Annotated in this window: 15 protein-coding genes; 6 read left to right on the forward strand and 9 right to left on the reverse strand. The window is 35.6% G+C overall.

What is annotated here, in order from left to right; translation table 11 throughout:
- Positions 1–151: 151 nt before the first annotated feature.
- From A3SG_RS0100415 to A3SG_RS0100430, 4 genes are all read right to left on the reverse strand, one after another.
- Positions 152–1,552 carry a M16 family metallopeptidase gene (locus A3SG_RS0100415; RefSeq protein WP_035663065.1) on the reverse strand — a complete coding sequence of 467 codons (1,401 nt, stop codon included), beginning with the start codon at positions 1,550–1,552 and terminating at the stop codon, positions 152–154.
- A 4-nt stretch (positions 1,553–1,556) separates the two neighbouring features.
- Positions 1,557–2,870, reverse strand: a complete 1,314-nt coding sequence (locus tag A3SG_RS0100420) for a M16 family metallopeptidase (RefSeq protein WP_016988028.1) — start codon at positions 2,868–2,870, stop codon at positions 1,557–1,559.
- A gap of 437 nt (positions 2,871–3,307) precedes the next feature.
- Positions 3,308–4,393 (reverse strand): L-dopachrome tautomerase-related protein, encoded by a 1,086-nt coding sequence (locus A3SG_RS0100425; protein ID WP_029596521.1) that lies wholly within the window; start codon positions 4,391–4,393, stop codon positions 3,308–3,310.
- Positions 4,394–4,442: 49 nt separating this feature from the next.
- The gene (locus tag A3SG_RS0100430) at positions 4,443–4,955 is read right to left on the reverse strand and encodes a VOC family protein (RefSeq protein ID WP_016988030.1); all 513 of its coding nucleotides are present in this window, start codon (positions 4,953–4,955) and stop codon (positions 4,443–4,445) included.
- Positions 4,956–5,075: 120 nt separating this feature from the next.
- On the opposite strand from A3SG_RS0100430, the gene A3SG_RS0100435 reads away from it, so the two are divergent.
- A complete protein-coding gene (locus A3SG_RS0100435) occupies positions 5,076–5,387 on the forward strand; it encodes a winged helix-turn-helix transcriptional regulator (protein WP_016988031.1) in 312 nt (103 codons plus the stop codon).
- 158 nt (positions 5,388–5,545) lie between these two features.
- On the opposite strand, the gene A3SG_RS0100440 is transcribed toward A3SG_RS0100435, so the two are convergent.
- From A3SG_RS0100440 to A3SG_RS21465, 5 genes are all read right to left on the reverse strand, one after another.
- Positions 5,546–6,394, reverse strand: a complete 849-nt coding sequence (locus tag A3SG_RS0100440; RefSeq protein WP_016988032.1) for a DUF6671 family protein — start codon at positions 6,392–6,394, stop codon at positions 5,546–5,548.
- Positions 6,395–6,672: 278 nt separating this feature from the next.
- Complete coding sequence (locus A3SG_RS0100445; RefSeq protein ID WP_016988033.1) at positions 6,673–8,025, reverse strand: dihydroorotase; 1,353 nt, start codon at positions 8,023–8,025, stop codon at positions 6,673–6,675.
- Between the two features lie 831 nt (positions 8,026–8,856).
- A complete protein-coding gene (locus A3SG_RS0100450; protein ID WP_016988034.1) occupies positions 8,857–10,023 on the reverse strand; it encodes an ATP-grasp domain-containing protein in 1,167 nt (388 codons plus the stop codon).
- 16 nt (positions 10,024–10,039) lie between these two features.
- Complete coding sequence (locus tag A3SG_RS0100455; protein ID WP_016988035.1) at positions 10,040–11,494, reverse strand: M28 family peptidase; 1,455 nt, start codon at positions 11,492–11,494, stop codon at positions 10,040–10,042.
- Between the two features lie 31 nt (positions 11,495–11,525).
- Positions 11,526–11,669: a hypothetical protein gene (locus A3SG_RS21465; RefSeq protein ID WP_157485245.1), complete on the reverse strand. Its 144-nt coding sequence runs from the start codon at positions 11,667–11,669 to the stop codon at positions 11,526–11,528.
- A 404-nt stretch (positions 11,670–12,073) separates the two neighbouring features.
- On the opposite strand from A3SG_RS21465, the gene tgt reads away from it, so the two are divergent.
- The 5 genes from tgt to A3SG_RS0100480 all read left to right on the forward strand — a co-directional run bounded on the left by tgt (position 12,074) and on the right by A3SG_RS0100480 (position 17,465).
- On the forward strand, positions 12,074–13,204 hold the full coding sequence (tgt, locus tag A3SG_RS0100460) for a tRNA guanosine(34) transglycosylase Tgt (protein WP_016988036.1): 1,131 nt from the start codon (positions 12,074–12,076) through the stop codon (positions 13,202–13,204).
- 197 nt (positions 13,205–13,401) lie between these two features.
- Positions 13,402–14,490, forward strand: coding sequence for an LptF/LptG family permease (locus A3SG_RS0100465; protein WP_016988037.1), 1,089 nt, complete (start codon positions 13,402–13,404; stop codon positions 14,488–14,490).
- Positions 14,477–15,400, forward strand: a complete 924-nt coding sequence (locus tag A3SG_RS0100470) for a DMT family transporter (protein ID WP_016988038.1) — start codon at positions 14,477–14,479, stop codon at positions 15,398–15,400. The genes A3SG_RS0100465 and A3SG_RS0100470 overlap by 14 nt, the downstream gene beginning before the upstream one ends.
- Before the next feature lie 266 nt (positions 15,401–15,666).
- Entirely contained in the window at positions 15,667–16,233 is a 567-nt protein-coding gene (locus tag A3SG_RS0100475; RefSeq protein ID WP_016988039.1) for a dual specificity protein phosphatase family protein, read from the forward strand.
- 278 nt (positions 16,234–16,511) lie between these two features.
- Complete coding sequence (locus A3SG_RS0100480) at positions 16,512–17,465, forward strand: acetyl-CoA carboxylase carboxyltransferase subunit alpha (protein WP_016988040.1); 954 nt, start codon at positions 16,512–16,514, stop codon at positions 17,463–17,465.
- Positions 17,466–17,512 lie beyond the last annotated feature (47 nt).

Here is a 17,512-nt window from a genome sequence, read left to right on the forward strand (position 1 = left end):
ATTTAAAAGCGGTCTTTTGTTTTTATCTGGCAGTAGTGCACTTATACTAGATGAATTTATATTTTATTCCAATGTGTTGCTGCTAACAAAAATTATTTGATGAAATAGCTCTTTATTTTTTGCCATCGAATACATTGGGTAGTCGTAGTAATTAAAGTCCTCTTTTTGGACCATCTTTTATTTCCACCTCGGTTACTTTACCATATTTTTCAGCAATGTTTTTAATGTCATCTGCTTTTCCTACCATAACAAATTGGAGGGTGTCTTTAGGAAAATATTTAGCAATGATTTGGTTGGCTTTTGCCAAATCCAAGTCGTCAACATTTTTTTCGAAATTATTTATGAAAGACTTGTCAAAATCATACCAGAACATTTGGGTCAGCAAGTTGGCCTGTTGTTCGGTAGTTTCGTATCGTGGCGGAAACTGTCCTTTGACATAATTTTTAGCAGATGCTAATGATTTTTCATCAATACCATTTTTATGAAGTTTGTTAAGAACTTCCAAGGCTTTGTCGATAGCGGGCTCGGTAGTTTTTTCGGCCGTGAAAGTACTGATTGCAAATGAACCTCCATTTTTCAAGGCATTAAAGCGACTGCTTGCTCCGTAAGTTAAACCAGAGTTTACCCGCAGCTCATCATTTAGCATAGACGTAAAGCGTCCGCCAAAAAGAGTATTCACCACTTCAATAGCAACATAATCCGGATTATTTCTGCTCACGCCTGGCGCACCTATGTAAAATGTGGTTTCCTTTGCGTCTTCTTTATTTACGAGTAATACCCTACTTTCTTTCGGGATGACAATCGCTTTTGATGCAGGACTTTCTTCCTCTTTTACTGATTTCTTCCATTTTGAAAATAAAGTAGTCAATGAAGCTTTCATTTCTTTGCTGTTGAAATCACCCACTACGCTGATGGCAGCATGGTCCGGATTGTAATTCGTTTTGTAAAAAGCGTCGAGATCATTAACTGTTAATTTACTAACGGTTGCCGGAGTACCAGTTATTATATTTCCATAAATATGATCTCCGTAAAGCATCGATTCAAAGTAAGCTCCTATGACAGATTGTGGACTTTCTTTTTGCTGCTCTAACCGAACTAATAACCTACTTTTCTCTTTTTCAAATTCGGAAGCGTTAAAAACAGGGTTGAGCAATACTTCTTTAACGATAGTCAGTACCTTGTCTTTGTCTTTAGTTGCAAAGTGGGAGGAAAGTCCGGAGTATTCCTTCGAAGCATAAGTGCTGACGTTGGCACCAATGAAATCGAGTTCTTCATCTAAATTTGCTTTTGTAAAATTTTTAGTACCATGCTTTAAAGCTGTAGCAGTCAATGAAGCGAGTCCAGATTTATCTTCATCATTAATGGCTCCTGCAGGTATGAGTGCAGATATGCTGATGACTGGTACATCATGTTGCTCCATCAGGAAAACAGTAAGGCCATTTGCTAATTTAAAAGTAGTGTACTCTGGTAATTTATAACTTTGGGCGTGCAAGCTTATTTGTGTGATTACAAGTAGGCTGACCATTATGATTTTTTGGCTAATACTCTTCATATAATTAGTTTTCTACATTTGTTTTTAATACTCCTACTGTTCGGTTACTTTTTGTAAAATATTTTTTGGCTACGTTCTGTACATCAGCTATGGTAGTCTTATTAAAATTGGCTGGAGCAGCAAACATTTTTTTATAATCACCGAAAAACACTTCATAAGTACCTAGGTTATTCGACTTACCGTTGATGGTTTCTACTTGGTCGTAAAACTCCATTAGTTTTTGGTTTTTTACTTTTTGCAATTCTGTTTCGCTAATGCCTTCTTTTTTTATTTTTTCAATCTCAGCATAAATGGCATTTTCTAAATCTGCTTCATTCACATCTTTATTGGCTACAGCATAGACATTGAAAAGACTAGGATCAAAGCTATCGCCATAATCTGTAAATACTTGCGTGGCAAGCTGTTTTTTATCTACGAGTGAAGCATACAATCGGGATGATTTTCCACTGGAAAGGATCGAACTGAGAATATTTAAGGCGTAGTAATCCTCATGTTTAGTTTCAGGAGTATGATAACCAATCATTAGATAAGGAGTAGCTACTTCTTTTTGAACCGTTATTCTTCGTTCGCCAGTTTGTGCTGGTTCTACAATGTGGACTTTCGGTGGTGCTGGTTGAGCGGGAATTGGTTCAAGATATTTCTGCGCTAATCGTTTTACCTCTTCGGTTTTTATAGCACCACTAACGACAACGACACAGTTATTTGGGGCATAGTATGTTTTAAAATAACGTTCTAAGTCTTGTTGGTTCCAATTCTTCATATCATCTTCATAACCCATCACCGGCCAGTGGTAAGGATGTTCTTGAAAAGCAGTCGCCTGCATGGATTGTGACAACAGTCGCCACGGAGAATTTTCCAGACCTGTACGACGTTCACTTAATACAACACCTCTTTCACTTTCAACAATGCTAGGATCAATACTTAAGCTCGAAATGCGATCCGCTTCGAGGTCAAATATAACAGCGGCAGCTGAGGCAGGAAACCAATTCGTATAGACGGTAACATTTTCAGTAGTATAGGCATTATTAGCACCTCCATTGAATTCCATTGTTTGGTCAAATTGTTTTGGACCATACTTTTTTGCACCATTAAACATCATATGTTCAAAAAAATGAGAAAGACCAGTGATACCTTGATATTCATTGCGGCTCCCTACTTTGTAGAATAGATACATATTAGCGTTGGGGATAGAGAAGTCTTCCACAACCAGTACTTTCATTCCGTTTTTCAGAGTGAAGGTGTTTACATCGTCGGCCTTTATTTGCGCTTTTCCTGTAAGAGCGAGCAAAAGAAAAAGCGGTAGTATTATTTTTTTCATGCTGGGTAAATTAATTTTTATAATTATCTAAAGTTCACTTTTGTCCCTATTGGACACTAACAATAGTCCTTCATTCTTTCGAAATTGTACTGTTTTCATTAGTTTTTATTAGAATTTTAACTGTGATAACAAGACGTTAGTTTTTAGTAATTGTTACACTGATAAGATGAAAAGAGTTGTGATTCGTAAATTATCATCATTCAGATTAACACGATTTTCAAGACTTCCGTTTTAAATTGTTCTGATAACAATCATTCAAGATTTTATTTCCATGGATAGTATAGGTGTTTGTATTGCAATTTGAATGTCTAATTTAAAAGTAGATAGCACTTAATTAAATAAGAAGACCGTCTTTAAATTACTTTAAAAGCGGTCTTCTTTTGAATTGTTTTTGAAGCAGAAGTGTGGCTTAGCAGTTAAGTTACCTTGCCCTTTTTTTAATCGTCAGCTAATTTTATTTTATTCAAAGTAAAAGTCATATTTGAAATAGCTCCTGTAACTTCATTAATTCTAGAGTTAGTGAAATACAAGTAGTGGTTATAGATACTAAATGTGTCAGCCCATCTGATTTTTTCACCCTCCACTAGGGTGTGAATACTGCCATCTTGCTTGCGGTACATGATTTTGTTGTTTTCTAAATCAGCAAAATATAACGTACCATTTTCATCCAATATCATTCCATCAGGAGCTGCTGTTTTCGCTACCAACTTGACTGATTTTTCTACTTCAGCATTGTTTGCATTGGCCAATACCTTTGTGGGTACGGAATATAAACTGTAGCCTGTTAGTGCGTGAAAGTAGAGTAAGTCATTTTTAGTATCTAACGCAATTCCGTCAGAATTAATCGTATTCTCCCATTTTTTGTCGCCAAAGGTCAAATAGGCTTGCTCTGCTTTTGTAGAAAAATGATTGTCTAAAACTCTAGTAGATTTTCCAGAAGTCATATCCAGTACAATTAAACCCGCTCTGCCAGAATCAGTACAATAAATTTTATTGTTTTTTGCATCAACACGTAAATCGTTAATATAAGAATTAGGATAATAACTGTCTTTTTCTAATATGTAGGTTTTCTCTAATTTGTTGTCATTTAAATTAAAGACAAAAAGCCGAGGTGCGTCTAAAACGGCGCCAAATAATGGACTGCGTGTGTCTAGTACATAAAGTTTGTTTTCAAAAGCAACCACAGACTGAACACCAATAAATTTTTGATCTTCAACGGCGTTGCCAATTTCCCAGGAATTCCATTCTTCATTAGGATACGCTAATTTTTGATTGTCTTTAGTGATTTCAACTACTGAATTTTCAACTCCTTTTCTCCATCGAGGAAAGTTTACAAAAATCCGTTCTGTCGAAGTCACCGTAACGCCAGTAACTTGTTGCCCAATAAATTCAGCAACTTGTAGTACTTGATTTGTAATGCTATCTCTTTGTTTTGACATTTCAGGGTCTAATTTCTTGTTGATCGCTTCTTTACAAGAAACAACTGCTATAAAAAAGGAGAGTAGGTAAATACTTTTTTTCATTTCATTTTTAGTTTTAATAGTCCAATACAACTTATCGAACTTCATTGATTTATTTTGTGTAGGCTCCGGAAGAATAAGTTAATTCGTAACTATGTGTGTATATTTCGAAAACAATTCCGAAGGGATCTTCTACATAGCACATTTTAAAAGGCTTGTCTTTTGGATAATACTCTCGAATAGGCATTCTTTGTTTGCCACCGTAAGATACAATTTTTTCGATGAGGTCTTCAATGTTTGGATCTTGTACACAAAAATGAAAAAGACCAGTATTGAAAGGATTGAATTCTGGTGCTTCTTTGGCTCCGTTAGGGAAAGAGAACAATTCGATTCCGATACCATCTGAAGTTGCTAAATGTGCAATTTCAAATTCTTTCCAATCTTCACCAAAAACGTCAATACACATTTGGCCAATAGCCGTTTCCTTTTCTTTCTTTACTGTAGATGGTTTCATAATAATGTACCAGCCCATTACTTCTGAATAGAATTTAACTGCCTCTTTTATATTCGGAACTGTAATCCCTATATGTGAAAATGATTTTGGGTAATTTGTATTTGTAGTCATATGTTATAGTATTTGATTGCAAAATTAGGCTAGATTTGCATAAATAGCAAGTACTAACCATAAAGTGTTACAGTTACTTAAAAGAGTAAAATGTTGATTATCAATAGATTATACTTTAATATGAGCGAAAAAAATTATTGTCCACTTAATTATACAATGAGTTTAATAGGGACTAAATGGAAACCTTTGATTTTATTTCATTTATTGGATGGCAGTTTACGTTCCGGATTGCTGCAAAAGCAGATCTCTGGTATTTCTAATAAAATGTTTACTCAAACCGTAAGGGAATTAGAAAGAGACGGCCTTATTTCTAGAAAAGTTTTTCCCGTGGTGCCCCCGAGAGTGGAATACAAATTAAGCGAGAGAGGAAGATCGCTTGAAAATATTTTAAGAAGTTTGGATACTTGGGGCGTTGCAGATAATCCGAATTAATGAAAGGAGATTGTTTTATTTAGTTGTGAACTATAGTAAATGGATGGGCGTACTATTGTGAGTCTTGGATGAAAAAGTCTTTCAAAAGTAGCCCATAAATAAATGGAGCAACTGTTGTGTTTTTAAACTGAACTACCTCGCGAAAGCGTTCAAAGTCATTACGGATTGCAATAGTCACAATACATAGGATCTTCGGTTGTTTTTTTATGTGGATGCATCTCTTCTTTTGTGTAATGACAATCTTGGCATGTATAAATGAAGCTTAAAGTTGAATTAGTAGGCGAACCACATAAGCTACATTTTAAGCCTCTTTTAGCGTCTGTAATTCCAAAGCCTGGGACTTCACATTGAGGACAACAAGAATTTATCTTTTCAATCAGTTTTTTAGTTGCATTTTGAATTACAGTCATCCGACTAGGATTGTACATGGCGCGCATATCTGTTTCAACATAAAGGTTGTTGCTCTTTTCATGTAGCAAATGAAAAGCATTTTTTAGATCTTTTAAGTTGGTAATACCTTTGATGATAGTACTATTTTCTGCTTTTGATGAACGCAGTATTAATCCGTGGGAAGGGAACTGCGCCATTTCAGCAAATTCCAATAGTTCTTGTTCATTCGTAATTTCAGTTCCGTTAAAATTGGTTTCCATACTCAGTTCTCGGGCTATTATTTCCAAGTTGTTTTTTGTATCGATAAATATTAAAAATTCATCATCTGCACTGGCAATAAATAGGGAAGGATGAGCACCAAAAGAACCTTCACTTGCCACACCTAAATCGCAGTTGCTTAGTTTCATTGCTAAAAGACATTTTTGCCTTGCGGTTGCTATCGGATCTAGTTTTCTTTCAATTTCTCCTGTAAAAGTGCCTAATAAGTCTGTGTCGAAATCTTCATTAACAAAGCAGATTACGCCAAGGGTTTGTTCTAGTAAAGGAGCAATTACTTTTTCCTTTTCATGCTTAGTAGCAATTAGGAGTCTTCTGTTTTTAAATAATAGGGTACTCATAGTGGTTTGGGTTGATTATAATATTTGCGTAGCTCTCTCTAAACTATTTTTAACTGAATTTTTTTTAATCCAAAACGGAGTACTTCACTGCTAATCTTTTACAATCAACTAATGAAGTGAATGTACCCTGTCTAAGTAAAGTTTTTACTATACGAGAAGTATTTTACCAATTATTTTGACTCTCGCTATTACTAGTCAATAAATAAACTATATCGGTGCTTATTGTTATTTGATCTTTATTATTTAAGATTGGGATTGCTCTTGAATTAAGATCCGTTTTAGATTTCTCTATTGTCAAATTCTATTGCCATACCGAAGGTGTCTTCATGGAATTCTCCGTGGTCATAAATTAGCGTTCCGTTTACAAAAGTCTGTATTACTTTGGTATTAAAAGTGGTGCCTTCTAACGGTGACCAACCACATTTGTACAAGATGTTTTCCTTAGTAACTGTCCACTGGCTATCTAAGTCTACCAAGGTCAAGTCGGCGAAATAGCCTTCTCGGATAAATCCTCTGTTTGTCATACGATAGAGGATAGCAGGATTGTGGCACATTTTTTCAACTATTTTTTCTAAAGAAATGAGTCCTTGTTTATAAAACTCTAACAGGCAATTGAGTGAATGCTGAACCATTGGCGCACCTGACATAGATTGAAAATAGGTTTTTTGCTTTTCCTCTAAGGTATGTGGTGCGTGATCAGTCGTGATGATGTCAATTCGATCGTCAAGTAGCGCCTTTAATAAACCTGCTTTGTCTTGTTCTGTTTTTATCGCGGGATTCCATTTGATAAGCATTCCTAATCGTTCATAATCTTTGTCCGAGAACCAAAGATGATGCACTGAAACTTCGGTTGTTATTTTTTTATCTTCTAGCGGTATGTCATTTTGAAACAGATGAGTTTCTGCTTCTGTCGTTAAGTGTAGAATATGTAATCTGGCGTTGTGCTTTTTTGCCAAATCAATGGCACGTTTTGTGGCTTCATAACAGCCATTGGTACTTCTAATAATTGGATGGTACTTTACAGGAACGTCTTCACCATATTGTATTCTAAAAGCCTGTTCGTTTGCTTCTACTATTTCTTCTTTCTCAGAATGAATCGCAATAATGGATTTGCAGCCAGCGAATAATTTTTCCATTGTTTCTGGATTATCAGCAAGTAGGTTTCCTTTTTTGGTAAAGTAGAGGCCGTCATCAGAAACCCCAATAAATTGACTCGTATCCGTTTTTAGAATTTCATCAATATTGTCTCCATTAACCCCCATGAAAAACGAGTAGTTTGCGAAGGACTTTTTTGAAGCAATAGCATACTTTTCTTTTAGGCTTTCTACGGTCAAAATATTCGGAACCGTATTTGGCATATCAATAAAAGAAGTCACTCCACCTGCTACAGCAGCTTTACTTTCTGTATATAAATCTCCTTTGTGGGTAAGTCCAGGGTCTCTAAAATGGACTTGTCCGTCAATAATTCCGGGTAATAGGTGTTTGCCCGTTCCGTCAATGATTTTATAAGTAGGATAAACGTCAATAGTTCCTATTTGACGAATAACTCCGTCCGCCAATAACACGTCTGCGATAAATGATTTTCCTTCATTTACAATCGTTGTATTCTGAATTAAAATTGTTTGATTCATGGTTTAATGCTTGTCTTTGGGTTCTTGTGAGCTGCTTTTTTCTGACTGAATGAAGATAGGAATTAAAACAATGATGTATTAAGTAGTTCGTATATTCGAAACCGATTTTATTGGCTGGTCTTTTGTTAAGGTTTTATTATCTTCCTCACTAGATCTTATAGGAGCAGATCATGACTTTTAAAATGCAAATTTAGTTGGCCATAAATAAAACAATGCTCTACTGCGGTGGATTACTATAAAATAATTTCTTGAGAGGCATTCATTAATACAAGACCTATTTGATCTCTTCTTGCGACTGTTGTTTTTATTATTTGATTTTTTCCTTACAAAATTAGGAATCTTAATTCATAATTTTTTATTTATAAAAATAATGGAATGCATAAATTATATTTATAGACAATTCCTTAAATCAACTTTGGATGGTATGAGGATTTTTACAAGCACAAAGAGATACATCAGCTACGGAAGCTTTGCATACAAGAAGACTAACTATTTATATTGAGTTAGATAATTTTCAAGACCGTTTTAGATTCTACTTACGGAAGGGATTGGACAAGAGATTATACCGATGCAATATGAAAACGATTTAGACTAAAACATAAATTCGTTTGGTATTACCACAATAGCAGAATTGAATACCAGTCAATTTTATTGATAAGAAACGATGGCATGGAAAGGACAGTTGACTGCTAGGTTAAAAAATCAGTAGTTGCAGTGTGGAAATAGATTAGACCTTGTTTTCTTTCTGATTTTAAGAAGGAAAACAAGGACATGGAGTTAACAATTAATGCAGCTCATGTAAAAAAATATTTTTGAGTGTTAAAATTCCCTCTAATTAAGTACTATATATTTTCTTAGATCAGAGGTGAGAATATCACTTAATTCCTTTCTATTACTGGCAGCACTTTCAATAAAAGCAAATCCAAATACGGGATATTTATTGATATCTAACTCTCTAATTAATATTGGTTTTTCAAAATCGTTAGCAAGATCTGAATAGTTAAATCTTAAAATATCAGAAGAGATTATTCCTGAATTATTATCTAAAATAATTACACTAAATATTTTAGTCTCTTTTCCCTTGAATATAGTATCCCAGTCTGGTTTTTTGTTTTCGTAAAAGCATTTGTATTCATTAAACCCTAAAGTTACTCCTAAAAGGTCAGCCGTAGTACAAAATCCACCGAATCGTAGAGGGTTTATTTCGATAGGAACTATTTTTCCGTTTTCATCGATGCGGACTTCAGCATGAGCTGGGAAATTTTTTAAATTTAACGCTGCACCAATTTTGCTTAAAAAATATTCGAGATCAATTTTATACTTTTCAATGATTGCCTTGGATGTTGAGTACACCCGATCACTTGTATCTGTTCCGGAAGAGAAAAGATGATGTAAAACGTTTAATAAAACAGCATCTCCATTATTGTCGTAATAGTAATCGATTGCATATTCTTCTCCTCGAATAAACTCTTCGATAATAAAATTACTTGTGTTTAATACATTTTCAGGAAATATACTTTTAAGTTTATCAGGTTGTAATTCACTTTTAGCTTTTATCCAGTCTTTTTCATTTTCTACGATATGAACTCCTATGCTAAAGAAACCAATCGCAGGTTTAATTACAAACGGGAAACGGATTTCATCATCGGACAGTAGTTGGATTTCTTCAATACTTATTTCTTTGAAATAAAAGTCGGGAAATAATCCTTTTATCAGTTCTCTAAACTTTATTTTGTTTTTTAAAATTTTTAGTTGACTTGATAGTTCACGCTCTCCATAGTTTTCTTCGATCCAGGCTAACGCGTTCTCTGAATTGCTGTAAAGAGAAATTTGAGGATTCCTTTTTAGTAAAGAGATAGCTTCCTCTTCCTCTATCCATACCAACGAATCATCTTTCACTAATTCTTTGGCTACTTTGGTTGCAATTATTTTATAATTATTATCTTTTATTGTTTCGATAAGAAAATCAGAAACAAATGGCTTGTCTATTAAGAACATACGATTTAGTTATTTTTTACTTTTTCTTTATTGTCAGAGCTGGACGTTCTGCACTTTCAGCAACTCTCCAGCCGGTTTCATACATCCACTTGGTCATCTTAGTAAGTTTGACATAGTCAATTTTATCTGGGCTATCGAAAGGGGTATGGTAATCAGGATGCAATAGGGTGGTAAAAAAAATTGCGGGTACATTAGCCTGAGCATAGGGAAGATGATCGCTTCGATAATACCAATTCTCCGGATGATCTGCAGCATCCCAAGAGGTATCTATTTTGAAGTTGGCAATACTTTTATTAGCAGCTAAAGTGATAGCTACAAGTTCAGAAGAATTAAGATGAGGTTCTGTTACACCTAATAGCGCCGCAGAATCAGGTGCATTGCGTCCTATCATATCGCCATTTAAAACAGCAACAATGGAAGACAGTTCAACGGTGGGATGGCTAACAAAATAGCGAGAACCCAATAAACCCCTTTCCTCAGATCCATGCCAAACAAACAAGGCTGATCGCTTAGCAGGCTGTATATTCCATGCTGCTCCTATTGCAAGCATCGCTACCGTAACTGATGCATTATCATCGGCACCATTCCAGATAGGGTCACCATTAACTGCGGGTCCTACTCCGTCATGGTCTTGATGACCGCTGAATAACACATATTCCTCTTTCAGTTTAGGATCAGTTCCATCAACTTTTGCAACAACATTAACAGAAGGATAGTCAAAATTCTCTACTTTTAATTTGGTATTTAAATAAGCACCTTGGCTAGAAAGTGTATTCGCTAAATTTTTACTTGCCAGAAAAATAGGTGCCGTATCCGTGTTAGGAACTTCGTTATCTTCAATTCCATAATTTCCTTCTTGAAAATGAAATCCTGTAAATGAAATTAGTGATTCTACCTTATCATCGGCAACAAAAATGATAGCGGCAACGTCACGGCTAAGGAGTTCTTTCCCCTGCTGACGTATGGCAGAAGCAGTATAACGATATTGCCAAAGGCTAACCCAGCTTGGAATCATGGGAGTAGGGGGCATAATATTCAAAGCTACAATTTTACCTTTTAGATCAACAGTACTTTCTGGCATCCTGTCTAACCAAACTATAGCGCCTTCTAAGGCAATGTCTACTAGATTAGTTGGCCAAATTTCTTTCCAAAGATCAAGTTTTTTACCATTTAAATTAATAGCACTGCTATTGGCCACACGGCTGCGTTTGAGATTGAAGAACTGGAAATAGGTTCCGTCTTCACCTGCAGGTTTTAACCCAGCTTCGCGCGCTTTTTGAGCGACCCAAACGGAAGCTCGCATTTCGCCAAGTTCTCCTCCTCTTCGTCCTCGGAAGGCATCACCTGCTAGTTCATATAAATCATCTTTCAGGTCTTGTTGCTTAATTTTATCTAGTTGTGGCGCTGTGCTTTGCGCATAAAATGAAGTGGAAATAAATAATAGCAAAAGAAGAATTTGTTTGGATTTCATAAGATTTATTTTAAAAAAATTGAAAATTTTACTATCGTAAAGTATTTATGGTTAGTGTTAGCCTGTCTGTAATCGCTACGTAAATAGCAACTGTAGACCAACTATTGAGTAGAGCGTCGCTATCGAAAGCCGCATTCTCCTCAAATATATAAATAATCTTTTTAGTGCAAATCATCAAAAGCATTTTTAGTTTTAATTCTCTTAAATAATAAATTGTTCTTTTAAAAGTGTCGTTCTGGCGATTGTGTGAAGTATAATCCTGAAGGGGCGGAAAAAACGGTATCTCGTTTTATTTTTAAAACGAGGCGGGAGAGATTGTAGCGTTCTGGGAGTCCGACGGGAGTGAAATTGCAAGGTGGAATAATGAAGCAAGCACTAGGGGGTATGGACAAATAATTCTTGATTTACTATTTGCGATTCATGTTAGTAGAAAAAGCTCTGACATCGTATGTAACCAAAAGAAATTTCGGTATCACAACCTCATTTTCGGAGGAAATCCTAAATCTTAAATAATTTTTGTAATTATCTAATTTTCAAATTGTCGAATTAGCCTATCTTTGCTCACTGAAAAAAGCATCTATGAAGTTTGATTTATTACAAAAAGACCCGCAGACTAGAGCGAGAGCGGGCAGTATTACTACTGATCACGGTGTTATTGAAACACCTATTTTTATGCCCGTTGGTACCGTGGCCTCGGTAAAAGGGGTACATCAAAGGGAATTGAAAGAAGATATAAATCCGGATATTATTCTGGGAAACACTTACCACTTATATTTACGCCCACAAATGGAGATCCTAGAGAAAGCCGGTGGTTTGCATAAATTCATGAATTGGGACCGTAATATTTTGACAGATTCCGGTGGATACCAAGTGTATTCGCTTTCGGCAAACCGAAAAATAAAGGAAGAAGGGGTGAAGTTTAAATCGCATATTGACGGTTCGTTCCACTTTTTTACACCAGAGAATGTGATGGAAATTCAACGTACTATAGGTGCTGATATTATCATGGCATTTGATGAATGTACGCCTTATCCTTGTGATTACCGTTATGCGCAACGCTCGATGAAAATGACACACCGCTGGCTAGACAGATGTGTCAGCCACTTAGAAACAGTGCCGGTGAAATATGGGTATGACCAAGCTTTTTTTCCTATCGTGCAGGGAAGCTGCTATAAAGATTTACGTCAGCAATCAGCGGAATATATTGCTAACAGCAACCAAGTAGGAAACGCCATTGGCGGACTATCAGTAGGGGAGCCTGCAGAAGAAATGTATGCCATGACCGAAATAGTTTGTGAAATTTTGCCGGAAGACAAACCTCGTTACTTGATGGGTGTGGGAACTCCGATAAATATTTTGGAAAACATAGCTTTGGGAGTTGACATGTTTGACTGTGTAATGCCTACTCGTAATGCCAGAAACGGGATGTTGTTTACGGCTAACGGTACGATTAACATCAAAAATAAAAAATGGGCGGACGATTTTTCTCCTATTGATGAAATGGCAATCACTTATGTGGATACGGAGTATACTAAAGCGTATTTGCGTCACTTGTTTGCTGCTAATGAATACCTAGGAAAACAAATTGCTACCATCCATAATCTTGGGTTTTATATGTGGTTGGTTCGTGAGGCCAGAAAACATATCTTAGCAGGCGATTTTAGAACTTGGAAAGAAATGATGGTGCGCAATATGAACCAGAGACTCTAATACTGTTTAATTAGTCAATTAAATCAAGGGTTAAACGATTAACTGATTCGATCGCTGTAGTTTTAATTGCTCTAAGGACTGCTTTTATTTTTTGCAACTTATTCACGTGTTTAAAAATGATTTTTAGAAATCTGTGGTTATTATTTCACTAACACCTAGAGGGCCCTGCTCCAGGTAGCATACTCAAATTAGTCTTTATGCTTTCAATAATTGATAAATATATTCTGAAAAGATACCTGGCCACCTTCGCGGCCATGTTGGGTATGTTTATTCCTATTGGAATAGTTATTGATGTCTCAGAGAAGGTGAATAAGATGATTGAAAACAAAGTTCCATTGTGGAATATTGCTATCTATTACTATCATTTTACTATTTATTTTGCCAATTCTTTATTCCCCATATTTCTGTTTTTATCGATTATCTGGTTTACCTCAAAACTAGCTAATAATACCGAAATTATCGCTATTTTAAGCTCAGGGATTTCTTTTACACGTTTCTTGAGACCCTATATTATTGGGGCATCCCTTATATCGATTTTTGTACTGATTATGGGTTTTTATGTGGTCCCAGCATCTAGTGAAGGTTTTAATAATTTTAGGTATACGTATCTAAAAGGAAATGGTCCCGAAGCGATGAGAGAGGGCAATACAGACGTTTATCGCCAGATAAATGATAATGAATTTTTGTATGTGAACAGTTTCAATAGTGTTTCTAAAGTGGCTTTCAATTTTGCCCTTGAAAAATTTGATAAAGAGAAATTGGTGTCTAAAATTACCGCTAGCAGATTAAAGTGGAATCCACAGGACAGTACCTATACGATGTATGATTATACCAAAAGAACGGTGGGAGAATTAGGAGATAAGATTGAAAAAATGCCTGAGAAAAAGACCAAATTTAGTTTTGATCTCGAAGATTTGACTCCGGTAATTTATATCGCAGAAACCTTGAGTTTGGATAAATTATATCAATTTATCGATAAAGAAAAAAAGCGGGGTTCTTCTAATATTAATATCTATATGGTAGTTTTATATAAAAAGTACAGCGTGCCTGTTTCAGCATTTATACTAACAATAATAGCCGTTTCTGTATCATATAAGAAAAGAAGGGGAGGTATGGGAATGAATCTGACCATCGGTATTGCTATTGCTTTTGGCTATGTATTTTTTGACAAAATATTTGGTACCTTGGCTGAAAAATCTACTTTTTCACCACTCCTGGCAGTGTGGTTTCCCAATATAATTTTTGGAATATTAGCAATCTTTTTACTTCGCAATGCAAAACGATAAATTAAAAAGTTATATCAATCTTCATTTAATTGTCTTTATTTGGGGCTTCACAGCCGTTTTAGGGGCTTTAATTACCATTACTGCAGACGCTATTGTTTGGTACCGCATGCTTTTAGCAGCGGGATTCTTATTTGTATTTATCCTTTTTAAGAAAAAAACATTTCGAATTCCTTTAAAGTCCTTTTTGACATTGACATTTGTTGGATTCTTGATCGCAATGCACTGGGTTACTTTTTTTCACGCTATCCATGTTTCTAATGTTTCCATCACCCTTTCTGTTTTTTCATTGGGAGCTTTTTTTGCCTCCATTTTAGAACCGCTTTTTTATGGTCGAAAAGTATTGTGGTACGAGGTCTTCTTTGGACTCATCATAATAGCCGGATTAGGAATGATCATGCAAGTTGAGGTAAATTATTTAAACGGAATGTTGTATGCCTTGATTTCGATTATATTAGGGGTATTGTTTACCCTTATGAACGGAAAATTAATTCAAAATCACGACGCTACAGTGATCTCCTTTTACGAGTTTATAGCAGGTGTGTTTTTTATATCTATTTATTTTGTCTTCCAAAATAAATTTACTGCAGACTTCTTTATACTGAGTTTTAATAATTGGATTCTTATGTTGATTTTAGCTTCTATTTGTACGGCCTACGCTTTTACAGCTTCCGTAAAAGTGATGAAAAAATTGAGTCCCTATACCGTTATGCTGACCACTAATTTAGAACCGGTTTACGGGATAGTTTTGGCGTATTTTATTATTGGCGGAAAAGAAAAAATGAGTTTCTCCTTTTATGTAGGAGCCGTAATTATCATCATTACGGTAATCTTAAATGGCATTATCAAACACAAGGCTGGCAAAAAAGTGCTGGCAATTGTAGACGACACCGGAACTACAGATGCAAGCTAAGTGGGATTGATGCGACAAAGATTGTCTATCCGTTTTTAATAAGGAAGTACAGCTACACTTTTATTGGGAAAAAGAACTTACTTTGAGGGTCCACGGCTAAGCTGGTTGAGGCTATTCGATAAGAAACAGGTATTCAGCTTTGGATGTGATTGGATTAAATTACAAATCTTTTATTCAAGAGTACGTGTAGTGGGGTATTGATGAAAAACGATGGCTGAAGCAATTAAATTTCACTGGTTTTACAATCGTAAATCTATAATTCAAGGATGAAAAAGAATAAGAAAATAATTGGATTTGCGCTGCTTGCGCTACTCTTAGTGTTTGTAGGTAAATATGTTTATGACATGAATATCAATCATAATTTTGAGACCATCACAGAGGGGAAGGTCTATAAATCCGGGGTGATTCCTCCCGATGAAATCGCAAGTTATATTAGAAAATACCACATCAAATCTATTGTGGACTTACGGATGCCGGGGACCAATGATTTGGCTCTAAACCCTGAAAAAATTGGAGAAATTCAGTCAGAAAAGAACGCTGTCGCAAAAATTAAGGGGGTTAATTACTTTAGTAACCCATCAGAACAAGTTCCGAACGAAAAAAATATAGAAACCTTTATAAAAATAATGGATAATAGTGATAATTACCCTGTCCTAATCCACTGTTATCATGGTACAGGAAGAGCTGAAATGTATTCTGCTTTGTACCGCATCGAGTATGAGAATTTCACTAATGAAGCCGCGCGTCAAGGAGTGAGGACGCTAGTTAAATTTAGTTCTTTTGATGACGGAACCCCTAAAGGAGAATACCTTAAGGCATACAAGTTAAGATAGAAATAAGTCGTCAAAAGTCAATAATCTAAAAGGAAGATATTATTTGAAGCAGTTGTTAAATTATCTGGAACGATGCCGGACGATAGAAATATAAAATAAAATTGCCCATTTTCTTTGTAGTCCTAAGGTGGACGAGCTTGCAGGTTTTATGCAGAATGGGAGGCTTAATTTACGCTTTGATAAAGTCTTTTAGGACTTAAATATAAAATAAACGATAGCGAACGATATAAAATTTTATATTTGCAATTCGAAATAAAAAATAAAAACGCACAAATCCTATGGAATATTTAGATTTTGAGCTTCCAATAAAAGATCTAGAAGATCAGTTAGAAAAATGTATCGTTATTGGTCGAGAATCAGATGTTGATGTTACGAATACTTGTAAGCAAATTAACAAGAAGCTAATAGACACCAAAAAGACTATTTATAAAAACTTGACCGCATGGCAACGTGTGCAATTGTCGAGGCATCCAAGCAGGCCGTATACATTAGATCATGTAAGAGCGCTGTGTGGAGATACTTTTTTAGAACTTCATGGGGACAGAGGCTTTAAAGACGATAAAGCGATGATTGGTGGTTTAGGAAAAATTGGCGGTCAGTCTTTTATGATTGTTGGTCAACAAAAAGGATACAATACGAAGACGCGCCAATACAGAAACTTTGGAATGGCAAATCCAGAAGGATATCGAAAAGCGCTGCGTTTGATGAAAATGGCAGAGAAGTTTGGTATTCCTGTTTTGACACTTATAGACACGCCGGGTGCTTATCCAGGTCTTGAAGCAGAAGAACGTGGACAAGGTGAGGCTATCGCCAGAAATATATTTGAAATGGTCCGTCTTAAGGTACCGATCATCACTATTATTGTTGGTGAAGGAGCTTCAGGAGGAGCATTAGGAATTGGAGTGGGGGATCGAGTTTATATGTTAGAAAACACTTGGTATTCTGTAATTTCTCCAGAATCTTGTTCTTCTATTTTATGGAAGAGCTGGGAATACAAAGAAGTAGCTGCCGAAGCTTTAAAATTGACTTCTTCAGACATGAAAAGACAAAAATTAGTGGATGACATTATACCAGAACCTTTGGGAGGTGCGCATTACGATAGAGAGACTACGTTTGTAACAGTAGAACAATATATCATGAAGGCATTTAATGAACTTAAAGACTTATCAACAAAAGATTTAATCGATCAGAGAATGGACAAGTACAGTAAAATGGGTGAATACAAAGAGTAAAATATTTCAAGTCTAAAAAAAGCCGTCTCGTTTACAAACAAGGCGGC

The organism is Flavobacterium sp. ACAM 123 (assembly GCF_000264055.1).
Classification (GTDB): Bacteria; Bacteroidota; Bacteroidia; order Flavobacteriales; family Flavobacteriaceae; genus Flavobacterium.